This window comes from Bradyrhizobium sp. JR3.5 (genome assembly GCF_054057015.1).
Map to the genome: position 1 here is coordinate 3,225,868 of NZ_JBSRYV010000001.1, position 15,881 is coordinate 3,241,748.

Annotated in this window: 7 protein-coding genes and 4 pseudogenes; 4 read left to right on the forward strand and 7 right to left on the reverse strand. The window is 61.5% G+C overall.

The window, feature by feature from the left end:
• The first annotated feature begins 125 nt into the window (after window positions 1-125).
• From ACVWW1_RS16295 to ACVWW1_RS16310, 4 genes are all read left to right on the forward strand, one after another.
• Window positions 126-959 carry a universal stress protein gene (locus ACVWW1_RS16295; protein WP_456656531.1) on the forward strand — a complete coding sequence of 278 codons (834 nt, stop codon included), beginning with the start codon at window positions 126-128 and terminating at the stop codon, window positions 957-959.
• 97 nt (window positions 960-1,056) lie between these two features.
• Window positions 1,057-1,650 carry a hypothetical protein gene (locus ACVWW1_RS16300; protein ID WP_456656532.1) on the forward strand — a complete coding sequence of 198 codons (594 nt, stop codon included), beginning with the start codon at window positions 1,057-1,059 and terminating at the stop codon, window positions 1,648-1,650.
• The gene (locus ACVWW1_RS16305) at window positions 1,651-4,218 is read left to right on the forward strand and encodes a cation-translocating P-type ATPase (protein ID WP_456656533.1); all 2,568 of its coding nucleotides are present in this window, start codon (window positions 1,651-1,653) and stop codon (window positions 4,216-4,218) included.
• A 287-nt stretch (window positions 4,219-4,505) separates the two neighbouring features.
• On the forward strand, window positions 4,506-5,060 hold the full coding sequence (locus tag ACVWW1_RS16310) for a tetratricopeptide repeat protein (protein ID WP_456656534.1): 555 nt from the start codon (window positions 4,506-4,508) through the stop codon (window positions 5,058-5,060).
• A 44-nt stretch (window positions 5,061-5,104) separates the two neighbouring features.
• On the opposite strand, the gene ACVWW1_RS16315 is transcribed toward ACVWW1_RS16310, so the two are convergent.
• From ACVWW1_RS16315 to ACVWW1_RS16345, 7 genes and pseudogenes are all read right to left on the reverse strand, one after another.
• Window positions 5,105-5,428 carry a DUF3240 family protein gene (locus ACVWW1_RS16315; RefSeq protein WP_456656535.1) on the reverse strand — a complete coding sequence of 108 codons (324 nt, stop codon included), beginning with the start codon at window positions 5,426-5,428 and terminating at the stop codon, window positions 5,105-5,107.
• Window positions 5,425-8,503: pseudogene (locus ACVWW1_RS16320) on the reverse strand (efflux RND transporter permease subunit). Before ACVWW1_RS16320 ends, ACVWW1_RS16315 begins: the two are co-directional and overlap by 4 nt.
• 2 nt (window positions 8,504-8,505) lie before the next feature.
• Window positions 8,506-9,544, reverse strand: a pseudogene (locus ACVWW1_RS16325) (efflux RND transporter periplasmic adaptor subunit).
• Window positions 9,545-10,021: 477 nt separating this feature from the next.
• Window positions 10,022-10,402 (reverse strand): annotated as a pseudogene (locus ACVWW1_RS16330) (tyrosine-type recombinase/integrase); the annotation flags it as partial.
• A gap of 853 nt (window positions 10,403-11,255) precedes the next feature.
• Window positions 11,256-11,616, reverse strand: a pseudogene (locus ACVWW1_RS16335) (carboxymuconolactone decarboxylase family protein).
• 10 nt (window positions 11,617-11,626) lie between these two features.
• A complete protein-coding gene (locus ACVWW1_RS16340) occupies window positions 11,627-14,851 on the reverse strand; it encodes an efflux RND transporter permease subunit (protein WP_456656536.1) in 3,225 nt (1,074 codons plus the stop codon).
• Window positions 14,848-15,837, reverse strand: coding sequence for an efflux RND transporter periplasmic adaptor subunit (locus tag ACVWW1_RS16345; protein ID WP_456656537.1), 990 nt, complete (start codon window positions 15,835-15,837; stop codon window positions 14,848-14,850). Before ACVWW1_RS16345 ends, ACVWW1_RS16340 begins: the two co-directional genes overlap by 4 nt.
• Between the last annotated feature and the right edge of the window lie 44 nt (window positions 15,838-15,881).

Sequence of the window (15,881 nt, forward strand, 5' to 3'; positions counted from 1 at the left end):
ACGAAGCGATCGGCGCTCAATTCGGGCTGGATCCGGGCGATAAGCCCACCGACGAACTGCGATAGATCAAATCACCTGGCAACGCAGAAGCTAAGGTTGCCTCCGACAGTTTGCCGGAGGGTTCGATGGCTATTAGAGATATTCTGCTCACCCTGACCAGTTACCCGGATCCCACGCCCATTTCGGTGATCGACCGTGCCGTATCGTTCGCCTACGCGCTTGACGCACATATTGCGGCGATCTCATGCGAGGTTCACATCGAGGTCCCTGGAAGCTTTATTTCATTTGGAACTGTCGAGGCGATAGCTGGCGGTGAGGCGCACCGGAGTCATGATAGCGCGAAAGACCTCCTTGCCGCCTTTGAGGCAGCTGCGCAAAAGGCTGGCCTGTTGCACGAGACCATCCTTGAGAAGAGCCTGAGCCATCGCGTATCGGAGCGGCTGGCGGAGTATGCGCGGCTGCGCGATCTCACGATCGTCTCGGTGCCCGAATCCTATGATCAATGGTATGCTGAAGCGATCATCTTCGGATCGGGACGGCCGACCTTGGTGTTGCCGGAAAGCCCTCCCTCCGGCAGGTTTGAACTGAACACGGTCATAGTCGCATGGGATTTTAGCCGCTCGTCAGCGCGGGCGGTTGCTGACGCCATTCCGATGCTGGAAAAGGCAAAGAGAGTGCGGGTTGTCACGGTGACAAACGAGAAAATCATCGACACCAAGCACTCGTCCGAGGAACTCGCCAAGAACCTGTCGCGACACGGGATCGATGTCACCCTTGACCGGGTGGATGCGGCGGGAAGGTCGATCGGCGATGTTCTCGCGAGGGAGGTCGCTTCCGACAACGCAGACCTGCTTGTGATGGGGGCTTACGGGCACTCGCGCTTCCGCGAATTCATTCTTGGCGGCGCAACCAGGAGCATGTTGTCGAAGCCGCAGCTCCCCATTCTATTTTCACATTAGTTGCATGCAGGGGCAATCATAATCTGGTTGGCGCCCGTGATGCCGAACTAACGCGCTATCGCCGCGAACATGTTGGCGTTTATGATCGGACGAACTGATGATCTCAAAGAATGCGGAGAATGTGATCGAAATCCGCGTCGATGAGATCGAGCAGCTCTTCCATACGCTTGATCCTTTTCCATTTCGTGAGAAGGACCTCGACCGCGAGGCCGAAGAATATATCGTCGGGTGGGCCAGAGAAATGCCGGCAGACCGGCCATTCAGGATCGCGGTTCATTTTCCTGATGACGAGGCGCAAACGGATCTTGCACGAGACCTCCCGGAAGCTCTCGGCAAATACTTCGCTGGCCGCGCAGCCGTCATCCAAGGCGACCTCAATGAGCTCTTCCGAATCGGCCGCCGATCTCTTTCAATAGGCGTTGCGATTCTCATCGCTTGTCTGCTTGCTTCAAACCTGGCGTCCGGATTCATTGCCGATGTGCCGTTCAGAAGGATGTTGGAAGAAAGCTTCCTGATCTTCGGGTGGGTGGCCAATTGGCGGCCCCTCGAAATCTTCCTCTACGATTGGTGGCCCATCGCACGACGACGCGATCTTTACCGCAGGCTGTCGGCTGCGGCGGTTGAAAAGAAGCTATATCACCCTGGCGAGGCTCCGGAGCGCGCCGTGTCGCATTCGAACAAGGCGCCCTAAATGGACCCAAATCCCGCAGCGAGAAAAACTCATGATAGCTCTGCCCCGCGCCTGACCGGCCTTGGCGAAAGTGAGGCGCAAGCGCGGCTGGCTGCTGAGGGCCCAAACGAACTACCCCAGCCGGACCGCCGCACGCCGCTCCGGATTGTGCTGGAAGTGCTGCGCGAGCCCATGTTTGCGCTGCTAATCGGTGGGGGCGCAATCTATCTATTGCTGGGTGATATCAAGGAGGCGCTGATCCTGCTCGCCTTCGCCTTGATGTCGATCATGATCACGGTGGTTCAGGAGACGCGGACCGAGCATGTGCTCGAAGCGCTGCGCAACCTGGCGAGCCCACGCGCTCTTGTTATTCGGGAGGGCGCGCGCAAGCGGATCTCCGGACGCGAAGTGGTACGGGGTGACTTTATCCTTCTGGCGGAAGGCGACCGCGTCCCGGCCGACGCCTTGCTCCTCGAAGCGCGCGACTTCCAGGCCGACGAATCCTTGCTGACCGGTGAATCTGTCCCGGTCCGCAAGCTGGTGTCGCCCAACGCCTCGCGCGCGTCAATCGCTCCGGGCGGCGAGGACTCGCCCTACGTCTACTCCGGCTCATTGGTAGTTCGCGGCACTGGCACCGCCGAGGTCGTCGCGACGGGCGCCAACAGCCAAATGGGCAAGATCGGTCAATTGCTTCATCGCCTCGAGCCCGAGCCGCCCCGACTGCAGTCCCAGACCCGCAGTCTGGTACGGCTGGCAGCGATCGGCGGTGGTGCCGTTAGCGTGGTGGTCATGGTGCTCTACGGCCTGTTCCGTGGCGGATGGCTGGAAGCACTGCTGGCCGGGATTACCATCGGCATGTCGATGCTGCCGGAAGAGTTTCCGGTAGTGCTCACGGTCTTCATGGCCATGGGCGCCTGGCGTATCTCGCGCGCCCGGGTCCTGACGCGACGTTCGAACGCCATCGAAACCCTTGGATCGGCGACCGTACTGTGTACGGACAAGACCGGCACGCTGACCGAAAATCGGATGTCTGTCGCTGAACTGAGGACGGCGGAAGGTAAATGGCGTCGCGGTGACGGTGGTCCGATCGCGCCAAGTTTCCACGAAATCGTAACCTATGGCGTTCTGGCCAGCGCGCCGGAGGCGTTCGATCCGATGGAAAGGGCACTCCGTGAGCTCGCAGACAGTCTATCCGGAGGTCTTTTGTCGCATGCTGACGCAAAGCTGGTGAACACGTATGGCCTGAGGCCGGAGCTTCTGGCGGTCACGCAAGTCTGGGCGCCAGGCGGCGGTGAGCCGCTGATCGTGGCCGCGAAGGGTGCTCCCGAGGCCATCACTCGGCTGTGCCGGCTCTCGAAGAGCGAAACCGCGGATCTACAGGCTTCAGTGGACGCCATGGCGTCGGAGGGGATGCGTGTTCTGGCTGTCGCGCAGGCTCACCATGTCGGAACAGACTTGCCCAAGGCTCCCGCCGAATTTGCCTTCAATTTGCTCGGCCTCGTCGGGTTCGCCGATCCGCTGCGCGCAAGTGTTCCGGCCGCGGTTCGGCAGTGTCAGTCGGCCGGCATCAGGGTTGTGATGATCACCGGCGATTATCCGGCGACCGCCATTGCCATCGCGCGCCTGGCCGGCCTTGCGGCGAACGAGGCGGTGACGGGAGATACGATAGGTAGGTACGACGCCGCAACACTGATCTCTCGCGCGCGGAGTTCGGTGGTGTTCGCGCGGATTGTGCCCGAACAAAAGCTCCGCATCGTCGAGGCGCTGAAAGCCGACGGGCAAATTGTCGCCATGACCGGCGACGGCGTCAACGACGCGCCGTCACTGAAAGCCGCACATATCGGGATCGCTATGGGCGGCCGTGGCACGGACGTCGCCCGCGAAGCCTCCTCCATTGTGCTGCTGGACGACGATTTCGGATCGATCGTCACCGCGATCAGGCTGGGCCGGCGCATCTATGACAATCTGCGCAAGGCGATGAGCTTTATCGTTGCGGTCCATGTCCCGATTGCGGGCCTCGCCTTGCTGCCTCTTCTTCTCGGATTGCCCATCATTTTCAGTCCCATCCACATCGCCTTCCTTGAATTGGTCATTGACCCTGTCTGCTCGCTGGTCTTCGAGGCTGAGAAAGAAGAAGAGGATGTCATGAGCCGCCCTCCGCGCTCACCGGCCGAGCCACTGCTACCGCTTGCCTTGATTGGCTGGGGAGCCTTGCAGGGTGCTCTCGTCTTTGCGATGGCCGGCGCAATGTTTGTGTTTGCGCTCAGAAACGGTATGCCGGACGATGAAGGTCGAGCACTCACCTTCGTGGCGCTCGTACTCGGCATCTTCAGCCTAATCCTTGTGAACCGCTCTTTCAGTTCATCCCTCAAGCTCGCCCTGGTTCGCCCCAATGTGACGCTGCTCTCAATTCTGCTCACGGTCTCCGCGATACTTGGCTCGTGCCTGACGGTTCCAGCCTTGCGTGAGCTGTTCCGTTTCGGTGTGCTGCATCTCAACGACCTTGCGGCGACGATGGGCGCGGCGCTACTCATCCTAGTCGCGCTGGAATTGCTGAAGCCTTTCTGGCGCGCGCGACTTCGAGCCTGAAATGGCAAATCTGCGAAGCTAATAGCTGCTTTCGGCTTGGGTGCGAGAATCATGGGCACCGCAACCGCGCTACTGAAGAGCAACGGCCAATCCTTGGGGCACGCGAAGAAGAAACGCCGCACTCCCACCAATGACGGACCAAAAGCGTCGGTATGACCAGCAGAACGATTGGCGGGCGTCGTACCGTCAATAGAAGAAGCCCAAAAGTGGCCCAAGGGAAACGGCTCGGATTCGCTCTGGCTGGAGCGGCCACGGCTGCGCTGTTGGTCGCATCTTGGCTGTCACCCGTGTTGGCCCTGACCGACGAAGATTGGGATTCCTGCGCGCGTGCTGCCGAGTTCTCGTCCGATCGCCCAATCCAGGGTTGCACGGCGGTCATCAAGGCGGGTGAGCGGATACTCGGCCAACTCGTCGCCGCCTACAACAATCGGGGCCTCGCGTTCAGGTCGAACGGTGAGATCGACCGCGCCATAGCGGATTATGATCAGGCCATCCGCCTGATGCCCGATTATCATGTCGCGATCAATAATCGCGGCGTCGCGTTGATGGCCAAGGGCGAGTTCGACCGTGCTATCGCGGATTTCGATCGCGCGATTCAACTGAAGCCGGACTATCTCGCAGCCTTTGGCGCTCGGGCAGCGGCTTATAGCCGCAAAGGCCTGTTCGATCGTGCGATCGCCGACCTCGATGTGGTTATCAAAGCTGATCCGAGAAATGCGGCTCTTATCCATGAGCGCGCAACAATGAAGGCGAGGATCGGGGATCGGGTCGGTGCCGAGGCGGATATTCGGCGAGCAGAAGCACTTACCTCGGGCGGTACTCCGCCAGAGCGCCGCAGATGAAGCCTACTCCATCTGAAGAGCAACGACCGGGAACCGGCGAACGCTCATCGACTGGTGACATCGATCACGCCGAATTCCGACACGGGCAAAACCCAATAGACAATCCTGGATCCAGCGAAAGCCGTCTTCAGTCCTTCGAGCAACTGCGCCGCAGCTTGCGCTTGAAGAATTATCCGGACCATAAGGTCGTCGGCATGGCCCTTGACGCGCTCGGCCGGTGTCTGCAGCCGTACGCCGGGACCGTGTCCGGCAGCGTCGGAGGCCGTGAATCCGGACACGAGGTCGCGCTGTTCGCTAAGATAGTCGAATAGCTCATCGCGAAGCGATCGCGCCGCGATCAGCGTCAGGCAGACGAGTTCGGCACTCATTTGACCTCCTTCGCGGCGCTGCCAAACCGGCGATAGAGGATCGGCAGCAAGATAAGCGTCAAGGCCGTCGACGAGACGAGACCGCCGATTACCACGACGGCTAGAGGGCGCTGGATCTCCGAACCTGGTCCCGTGGCAAACAAGAGCGGGACGAGGCCGAGCGCAGTGATGGTGGCCGTCATCAAGACGGGTCGAAGCCGGCGTTTGGCCCCGTCTACGACAATGCGCCCCTCGGGAACGCCGTGGGCGCGCAGCTGATTGAAATAGGAGACCAGCACGACGCCGTTGAGCACGGCGATACCGAGCAGCGCGATGAACCCGACGGACGCCGGAACCGAAAGGTATTCGCCGGTTAGAACCAGCGCAAAGACACCGCCAATGACCGCGAACGGGATGTTGACCAACACCAACAGAGCTTGGCGGATCGAGCCGAAGGTCGTGAACAACAGTATAAAGATGAGCCCGATCGCAACCGGCACCACGATCGAGAGGCGCGCGGCGGCGCGTTGCTGATTTTCGAACTGGCCGCCCCAAGTGAGCCGATAACCCTGCGGCAGCGTCAATTCGGCCGAAACCTTCTGCCGGGCTGCCTCTACAAAGCCGACCATATCGCGGCCGCGGACATTGGCCCGCACGACGCTCATTCGGTATCCGTTCTCGCGGTTGACCACGACAGGCCCGTCGACGCGGTGTATGCGGGCCACTTGCGAAAGCGCGACGTGCTGACCGGAGGCGAGCGTCAGCGGCAGTCTCGCTAATAGCGTCGGCGCCTCCCGCGTCGTCTCGCTGCCGCGGATCAGGATCGGGGTCCGCCGACCTTCTTCGAGCACAGTGCCGATGGTGCGGCCCTCGATCTGGGTACGCAACGAGTTGGAGATCGCATCGACGGTCAGGCCCAGGCGTCCTGCCTCCATGCGGTTGACGGCAACGGTGTAATATTGCGCACCTTCGTTGAGGGTGGTGTAGACGTCCTCGGCGCCATCGATGCTGGACAGAATCGCCGACAGCTTGCTCGCAATCTCGTTGAGCTTGGTGATATCGGGCCCGAATATCTTCACCGCGACATCGCCGCGCACACCGCTGATCATCTCCTGCACGCGCATGTCGATCGGCTGCGTGAAGCTGAGCGACAGCCCCGGGAAATCGGCGAGCACGTGGCGAAGCTGTTCGATCAGGGCGGCTTTATCGGTCGTCTTCCGCTCTTCTACCGGCTTCAGAACCAGAAATGTATCGGTCTGGTTCGGCCCCATCGGGTCGAGGCCGAGTTCGTCGGACCCGGTCCGGGCCACGATGCCCTTCACATCAGGGACCTTCGCGAGGATGGCGGACTGAAGCCTCGCATTGATCGCAATCATTTCGTCGAGATTGATGGATGGCAGCGCCTCGACGCTGACGATGGTGTCGCCTTCGTCCATTGTCGGCATGAACGTCTTGCCGAGCTGGGTGTAAGCGTAGCCCGCGGCCGCGAGGGCTACGACTGCCGCGATGATCACCTTGCGCTCGTTCTTCAGAGCCCAATCCAAAGCAAGAGCATAGAGGCGCGATGCCAGGCGGACCAGCCACGGTTCAGCGTGCGAGGCCGTCTTGAGGAGAAACGAAGTCGCCACCGGGATGACGGTGAGTGCCAGCAGCAGCGAGCCGCCCAGTGCGAAGATGATCGCGAGTGCAACAGGGATGAACAACTTTCCTTCAAGCCCCTGCAACGTCAGCAGCGGCACAAACACGATCATGATGATCAGCACGCCTGACGCGACCGGCTGCAGCACCTCGGAAACCGAGCGGAAAATGATGTGAACCAGCGGTGTGGCCTTGTCCGGCCGCTCCTTGCTGAGATTGCCCACGACGTTCTCGACGACCACGACCAAGGCGTCGATCAGCATGCCGATGGCGATGGCTAGGCCGCCCAAGCTCATCAGATTCGCCGACATGCCGACAATGCGCATGACGATCAGCGCGATGACGATCGCGAGTGGCAGGCTTAGAGCAATCACGAGCGAGGCTCGCCAGTTACCCAGGAACAACAGCAATAAGACAATGACCAAGACTGTTGCCTCGCCGAGTGCGCGGATAACCGTCCCGACGGCGCGGTCGACCAGCCGACTGCGATCGTAAAACACGTTGATGCTGACGCTCTGGGGTAGCCACTGCTGGAGCTCGTCAAGGCGGGCACGCACATCGCTGACGAGCTGGCGGGCATTGGCGCCGCGCAGACCAAGGACAAGTCCTTCGACTGTCTCGCCGCGACCATCGGTCGTGACAGCGCCATAGCGCGTTAACGATCCCACCTGGACCCGAGCGACGTCCTTGACCCGGATCGGGATGCCATCCCTGGTATAGATGACGATTTGCCTGATATCCTCGATCGTGCGGATGCTGCCTTCGATCCGAACCAACGCGCTGTCTTCACCTTGGTTGACGCGACCGGCTCCATCGTTGCGGCTGTTCGTGTCGATCGCACGTCGAAACAGGTCATACGAGATGCCACGCGCCGCAAGTGCATCGCTGATCGGCACGATCTCGAAAGCCCGGACATGGCCTCCAAGCGCGTTAACGTCGGCAACGCCGGGGACCGTTCGCAGCGCGGGACGGATCACCCAATCAAGAAGGCTGCGGCGCTCAGCCAGCGACAGATCCGGACTGTCGATCGTGAACATGAACATTTCGCCGAGCGGGCTCGTGATCGGGGCCAGCCCACCCGTCACGCCTTCTGGCAGGTCGCGCGCGATATTGGACAGGCGTTCGGAGACCTGGTTGCGCGCCCAGTAGATGTCTGTGCCATCCTCAAAGTCCACAGTGATGTCCGCGAGCGCGTATTTCGTCGTGGAGCGAAGAATCTTCTTGTTTGGCAATCCAAGCAGCTCGAGCTCGATCGGAACAGTGATCCGCTGCTCGACCTCTTCCGGGGTGAGCCCCGGCGCCTTCATGATGACTTTGACCTGGACGGGCCGAGACGTCGGGAAACGCGTCGATCGGCAGGCTTGGCAGCATGACCAGTCCGGCGCCGACCAGCAGAAGCACGGCAAGGGCGACGAACAGCCGCTGGGAAAGTGCAAATGCGACAAGGCGCTCGAGCATGGCTAGCCGGCCCCGAGCTTGAGCAAGATTCCACGCAAAGCGGAGATGCCACCAACGGCGATTTCGTCCTTATCGGTTATGGCGCCGGAGACCACGACATGATCCTGGTCCTCCTCAAGCAGTTTCACCGGTACCAGACGAAAGCCGCCTGGTGTCGCCACGAAGACCGAAGCCTCTTCACCGCGTCGAATCAGCGCGCTATAGGGAAGCTCCCAAGCGTTTTCAGCCGACGAAGCAAAGCCGATCCGCGCCTGGGCCGTCTGCCCGGGCCGCAGTTCGCCGGTGTTCGGGACCTCTGCCCGGACCAATATGGTTTGGGTCGCAGCATCGGCGGTCTCCGATATCAGCACGACCTGCCCCGGCGTTGCATGGGCCCTCGACTTCGACCTTAGCGCCTAGCCGGATGGCGCTGATGTTCGATGCCGGAATCGCGATTTCGACCCATAGCGGAGATAGTTGTGCGAGCTTGATGAGCGAAGCCGTTTGCTCCACCCGCTGGCCGGGAGAGGCCAGGATGTCCACGACGGTTGCCGGCCGCGGTGCGACCACCGAAAGGGTCGCGTTGATGGCGGCCTCGCCGGTCAGCTTCGAGATTGCGTCATCCGAAAGACCGCTGAGCCGAAGCATTTGCCGCCGCTCAGCAACCACGATACTTGCTTGGCGGGCCTCGTTCTGGCTGGACTCCAGAGTACGTTGCGGTACAGCGTTGCTCTGGAAAAGCTGCGAGTTACGGGTGAGCTGCTGGTTGGTCAGAACTTCTTGGGCAACGGCCTGCAGGTAATCGCGCTGCTGTGACACGAAGCTTGGGCTCTCCATGACGACGAGCGGCTGGCCAGCGTTGACCCGGTCGCCTCGCGCGACCGACAGACCCGTTACCATGCCGGCCACGGGACTGCTCACGACCCACAATTGCGGCGTGGGAATCACGATTTGGGCGGGATAGGGCAGCGTTTTGTCGGTTGGGCTCGGAACGGGATGAACGACACGAACCCCCAAGCTCGTTGCCTGCTCGGGGCTGAGTTTCACCGCATCCTCGGCCATCGCTACGGACGGCAGGCCGATGAATGCAAATGCCAGTATGGTTCGAGCTCGGCCCTGCCATGAAGTCAAACGCAGGCTCGCCTGGTAAGAATGTGTCATCGATCTCTTCCACATCACAGCCGATCGAGATCGGATCCAATCCGTCTTGCTGGGCCCACGCCCGGTTTTCGGTTGAACTTCAGAATCACGCACCAGCGGGCGAAACGAATACTCTCATCCGGCTGACGGGAGGCTGTTGATCTAAGTCAGTTAACTGTCAGGTCGGGCGAGCAAGGTTGTTAATCGACCTAATCGGGCTGTTTGGCCGCCGGTGCTTGGCCGAGTAGTGGCGTCAGGATGAGCGTTTCAATAAGCCACGCTCGGAATAACTCCGACCGCCTCGTCAGCTTTTGGGGAGTTTGTCTTGCTGCTGAGGCTGCAGGATGCGCTTGGCGCAGCATCTAGGCTGCCAAACGGCGCTCCTCCCCGATCTCCTTCGGATCGAAGTATCCGACCGAGGATTCGATACTCCGCCTCCGATAGGCGACGCTTTCGCACGTTATCCTTTGGCTTGCGGATGCCATGGGCCGGATCGGTTTCAATAATGCCGGCTTCGACGGCGTCGGTGAGGATTCCGCCGAGAAGGCCAACGGTACTGGTGGCCGTTCCTGCACCACCGCGGACGACGGCTTTTCCGCGCAGCTTCTTGGTCTTGACCGCAACCCGCGTCTTTCCGGTCATCATGTCCTTGAGGACCTTGTTGATGTCGGTTTTGGTGAGGTCCTTGACCCGCCTTGTTCCTATGAGGGGAACGATGTGGCGCTCGATACGGCCGGTATCGGTGACGATCGTCGAGGCCTTCTTCGGTCGTCCTCCTTTTGAGAAAGCGCAGAATTTTAACCCCCATCGGCTTCCAACATTGACCCCACAATTGATCAACTTTCTGACGGCGGTCCAAAGGATTGCTCAGTCCTCGCAGGGGTCAACCTTTAGCGCCGGTGAGGGGCAAACCGCGCGCCGAATGACACGTGATCCTCGGCGGTCGCCTCGTGGGAGGTGTAAAATCCTCCACGACGGTGGAAGATCATTCACTGCGGGGCCGTCAGGTGTAAAATCGTTCACGCGGACCAAGGACTCGCGCGAGTGACAGCGGCAGGTCAAGATCGCCATCATGACCGCCTCATACGATCCTACGCATTTTGGTCATGATCGGCCCCGGATCTTCCGCGCCTCTCTCGCGAAGAAGCGCCAAGCCATTCTAACAAATCCGACTTAGATCTTCTCCGATAGTGGGTTCGACAATGCAGAGGGCGGTGAGAGATTCTCCCCTCAGGTCAGGCTGACGGCTCCGCTAGACGCGTCTTGTTCGCCGATTTGAGGTCACAAGGCTATCGATACGTCTTTGTTCGCGGATAAGACAGCCGCCATGATGTAGATATCAGATCCTTTACCGCGGGATCGTGTATACGATACCATGGCCTTCGCGGCGAAACGTCACGAGACCTGCCAAGCGCATCTTCGAAAGATGTTGGGACAAGCAGCACTGGAAAGACCTACGTGTTCTGCGAGTCATTTACACTTGCCTCGCGCGACTCGATCAATTTGCAAAAGAGGAGTAGCCGCACTTCGCTGGCAAACACACGAAGAACCGCAGCTACGTCCGCCGCCTGATCTCTCAATGCCCTCAACCCGACCTCCCTACCCGACTATATCGCCCCAATGCGGTGCTGCCTTAATTTTCCGCGCCCACGCACCGTCTGAACTGCTCGAACGCGGCCATTGCATCAGCAGCATACATCAGCGCTGGACCACCGCCCATGTAGATCGCCATGCCGAGCGCTTCCTCAACCTCTTCCCGCGTGGCGCCAAGCTTCGCAAGCGCCTCGCTGTGAGAGCCGATGCAGCCGTCGCAATGCCAGGCAACGCCGAGCGCAAGTGCGATCATCTCCTTAGTCTTTTTGTCCAGCGCGCCGTCCCGCGTCGCGGCCTGCGCAAGCGTGGCAAATCCCTTCATCGTGTCGGGGATGTCGTTGCGCAGCTTGCGCAGATTTTGCAGAAATCGCCGTAGTGATCTCGGGATAGTTCTTGTCCATTTTGCCCTCGTTAGTTCGGTACGTCTCTGGTGGGATGCGCTTCGCGGGGCGCCCGCAACGCGATGTAGATCGCGGGGATGACGAGCACGGTCAGCAGCGTCGACGATGCCAAACCAAACAGCAGCGAGATCGCCAATCCCTGGAAGATCGGATCGAGGAGGATTGTCGCGGCGCCGATCATGGCCGCAAGCGCGGTCAGCAGGATCGGCTTGAAGCGGACTGCGCCGGCCTCCAGCACCACCTCGCGAAGCGATTTGCCGCCTCCGCTGCTGTGCCTGATGAAGTCGACCAGCAGGATCGAGTTGCGTACGATGATGCCGGCCAGCGCGATAAAGCCGATCATCGACGTCGCGGTGAACGGAGCACCCAACAGCCAATGCCCGACGAGGATGCCGATCAACGTCAGCGGGATCGGCGTCAGGATGACCAACGGCAAACGGAAACTCCTGAATTGGGCGACGACCAGCACGTAGATGCCAAGGATGGCCGCGCCGAAGGCCGCACCCATGTCGCGGAAGGTCATCCAAGTGATTTCCCATTCGCCGTCCCACAACAGCGTCGGACGCGCCTCATCCGCTGGCTGCCCGTGCAGACTGATCGCCGGCTTCGGCAGATTGCCCCAGTCGTGGGCATCGACGCGGTCGGCCACCGCAAGCATGCCGTAGAGCGGCGCCTCGAAGCGCCCGGCAAGTTCGGCCATCACCATGTCGGTGAAACGCCCGTCTCGGCGGAAGATCGTCGGTGAACCATCCTCCATCGTCGCTTTCACGACCTGGCCAAGCTCTACCACCGTCTTGCTGCCGGGCACCGTGTTGGCGGGTACCGGCGTCGAGGCCAGCGCCTCGTCCCAGACCAGGTCGCGCTTGCCGAGATGCACCGCGATCTCGATCGGGTTGCGGTCCTCGCCGCGATGCGAATAGCCGATCGAGATGCCGCCAAACAGGGCCTGTATCGTGTCATAGACATCCCGCTGCTCGACGCCGAAGAATTCGAGCCGGTCCTGGTCGATGGAGAGCCGGAGCCGCGGCCGCTTCTCGCCGATGGAATCGTCGATATCGACGATGAACGGCACCTCTGCAAAGACCTTCTTGAGCTCGGCCGTGACCGCGCGGCGTGTGGCCGCATCGGGACCATAGACTTCGGCGAGTAGCGTCGAAAGCACCGGCGGCCCGGGCGGCACTTCGACCACCTTGATGCTGGTGCCCCTGGGCGGATCGAGTGCCTTCAGCTTCTCGCGCAGCTCGAGCGCGATCTCATGGCTGGCGCGCTTGCGCTCGGCGCGCGCCGTCAGGTTGACCTGCACTTCACCGAGCTCGGGGCGCTCGCGCAGGTAATAGTGACGCACAAGGCCGTTGAAATTGAACGGCGCCGGCGTGCCGGCATAGGACTGGACAGAGGTTACTTCAGGCAACTGCCGGGCGATCTCGGCCGCACCGAACAAGGTGCGCTCAGTCGCCTCCAAGCTCGCTCCTTCCGGCAGGTCGACGACGACGGAGATCTCCGACTTGTTGTCAAACGGCAGCAGCTTGACCGTTACCGACTTGGTCGCAAACAGCGTCATCGACAATAGCGTCGCGATGCCGACGCCGAGCAGGAATATCCATGCAGAGCGCTTGCTGCGCACGATCGGCGTGGCAAAGCGTCGGTAGAGCCGGCCCAGGCGCCCTTCATCATGTGCAGCATGCACGGCGGTCATTTCGCGCTTCGGCGCCAGCTTCAGCATCAGCCAGGGCGCGACCACCATGGCGACAAAGAAGGAAAACAGCATCGCCGCCGAAGCGTTGGCAGGAATAGGCGCCATGTAAGGGCCCATCAGCCCCGACACGAACAGCATCGGCAACAGCGCCGCGACCACGGTCAGCGTCGCGACGACGGTGGGATTGCCGACCTCTGCAACGGCCTCGATGGTCGCCTGCAACCGCGGCCGGCCGTCGCGCATGCTCCAATGCCGCGCTATGTTCTCGACGACGACGATGGCGTCGTCGACCAGGATGCCGATCGAGAAGATCAGCGCGAACAGGCTGACACGGTTGATGGTGTAGCCCATCAGGTTGGCGGCGAACATCGTGAGCAGGATCGTCGTCGGAATCACGACAAAGGTCACCAGAGCCTCGCGCCAGCCGATCGCAATCGCGATCAGCACGACGATCGAGATCGTCGCGAGCCCGAGATGGAACAGGAGTTCATTGGCCTTTTCGTTGGCGGTCTCGCCATAGTCGCGGGTCACCGTCACCTGCACGTCCTCCGGGATCAGACGCCCCTTCAATCCCTCCAGGCGGTGATTGATATCGGAGGAAACAACCACCGCATTGGCGCCGGCGCGCTTGGCGAGTGCGAGGCTGACCGCGGGCACCCGGGTCCATTGCCCATTCCCGTCCCGCGCATCGTTCCAGACCCGATGCTCGATCGTGTTCGGACCGATGATGACGCTCGCCACGTCCTTGACGTAGACCGGCCGGCCGTCACGGGTCGAGATCAGGAGCAGGCCGATATCGGGAATGCCCGCGAGCGTCTGGCCTGCGGCGACATTTCGAACGATGCCGGCATCGCGGACCTGGCCGGCCAGGAACGAACGATTGGCGTCCTTGACCTTGGACACGAGCTGTTGCAGCGTGACGCCGAACAGCGACAACTTTCCCGGATCGGGCTCGACCCTGATCTGCTGCGCCGCGCCGCCTGAAATGTAGGTCAGTCCGATGCTGTCGACTTTCACGAGCTCCGAGCGGACCTTGTCGGCAAGCTCGAACAGATCCTTATCGGTCCAGCGTTCGGCGGCTTCCGGCTTCGGCGACAGTGCCAGGACCGTCACAGCAACGTCATTGATGCCGCGGCCGACGATCGATGGCTCGGGAATCCCAACCGGGATGCGATCGAGATTGGCTCGAATCTTCTCATGGACGCGAAGGATCGCGTCCTCCGCCTTGGTGCCGACCAGGAACCGCGCGGTGACCATCACCCGGTCGTCCTCAGTCTGACTGTAGACGTGCTCGATGCCGTCGATGCCCTTGACGATCGCTTCGAGCGGCTTGGTAACGAGCTCGACCGCATCGGGTCCGCGCAAGCCGTCGGCGTTGACGCGGATATCGACCATCGGAACGCTGATCTGCGGCTCTTCCTCGCGCGGAATCACGATGACCGCGATCAGGCCGACGACGAGCGCAGCGATCAGAAACAACGGCGTCAGGGGCGACGCGATCGTCGCCTTGGTGAGCCTTCCCGAGAGTCCGAGGTTCATGGCCGCATCAACTGGTCGCCGGCGCGAATGCCGGACAGAATTTCAAGGCCGTCGGGAAGCGCGGGCGTCGGCAATTCCGGCCCGCGCTGCACCGGCACGTCGATCACCCCCCCGGCCCTTTGTAGCCGCACGTAGTCGATGCCGAACCGGGTCGTCACGTAGCCTGCCGGAACGATGAAGGCCGGCCGCGCCCCACCGGAGATCCATACCCGGAGCCGATCGCCGACGAAATATTCGCCGAGCCCTTCGACGGTCGCATCCGCGATGACGCGCCCTTCCTCGATCAGCGGATAGACGAGATCGATAACGCCCCACTTGGCGGCTTCGCCGCCAAGCTCCGCGCCGTCGACGCGAATCTTGTCACCGGCCTTGAGGCGGCGCGCATGGCGCTCCGGCACCCGCAACCGCAGTTTGAAGTTCTGCTGCGCGACCGTGACGATGGGGTCACCGGGCAATACGACAGAACCAATCGTGATGAGCCTCTTCAGCACGCGCCCCTCAGTCGGTGCAAGCACCTGACCCTGGTTGAGTTGCTCGTTGATCACGGCACGCTCGGCTGTCTTGGCGCGCAGACCGTTCTCCGCCACGTTCAGCGCGGTCCGGGTCTCGTCGAGCTTGACGCGCGGAAGTGTGCCGCGCTCGACCAGCCCCTCGGTCCGAGTGAAATCAATCTGCGCCTGGTTGGCCTGCGCCTGCAGCGCCTCGATCTGCGCATCAAGCGACTTCATCTGCAGGCCGAGCTTCTCGTCGCCGATGGTGGCGATCGCCTGCCCTGCGGTCACGCGGTCCCCTTCCCTGACGTGGAGCTGGACCACGGTTCCGCCGATGCGCCCGCGCGCCGGCACCACGCTGATGCTTTCGACTGTGGCAAAGACGGCCTTTTCGTCGGTGACGACGTGCTGCGCCACCGTCAGCGTTTCCGCCGTCGCGAGGCTGGCCTGCAAGGTGGCGGCCGCGATCGCGACCATAAATCCCAAGGGCCGCATAAGGTTTGTCCGCGTAATCATGGAACCGTCACACCGCGGCACGG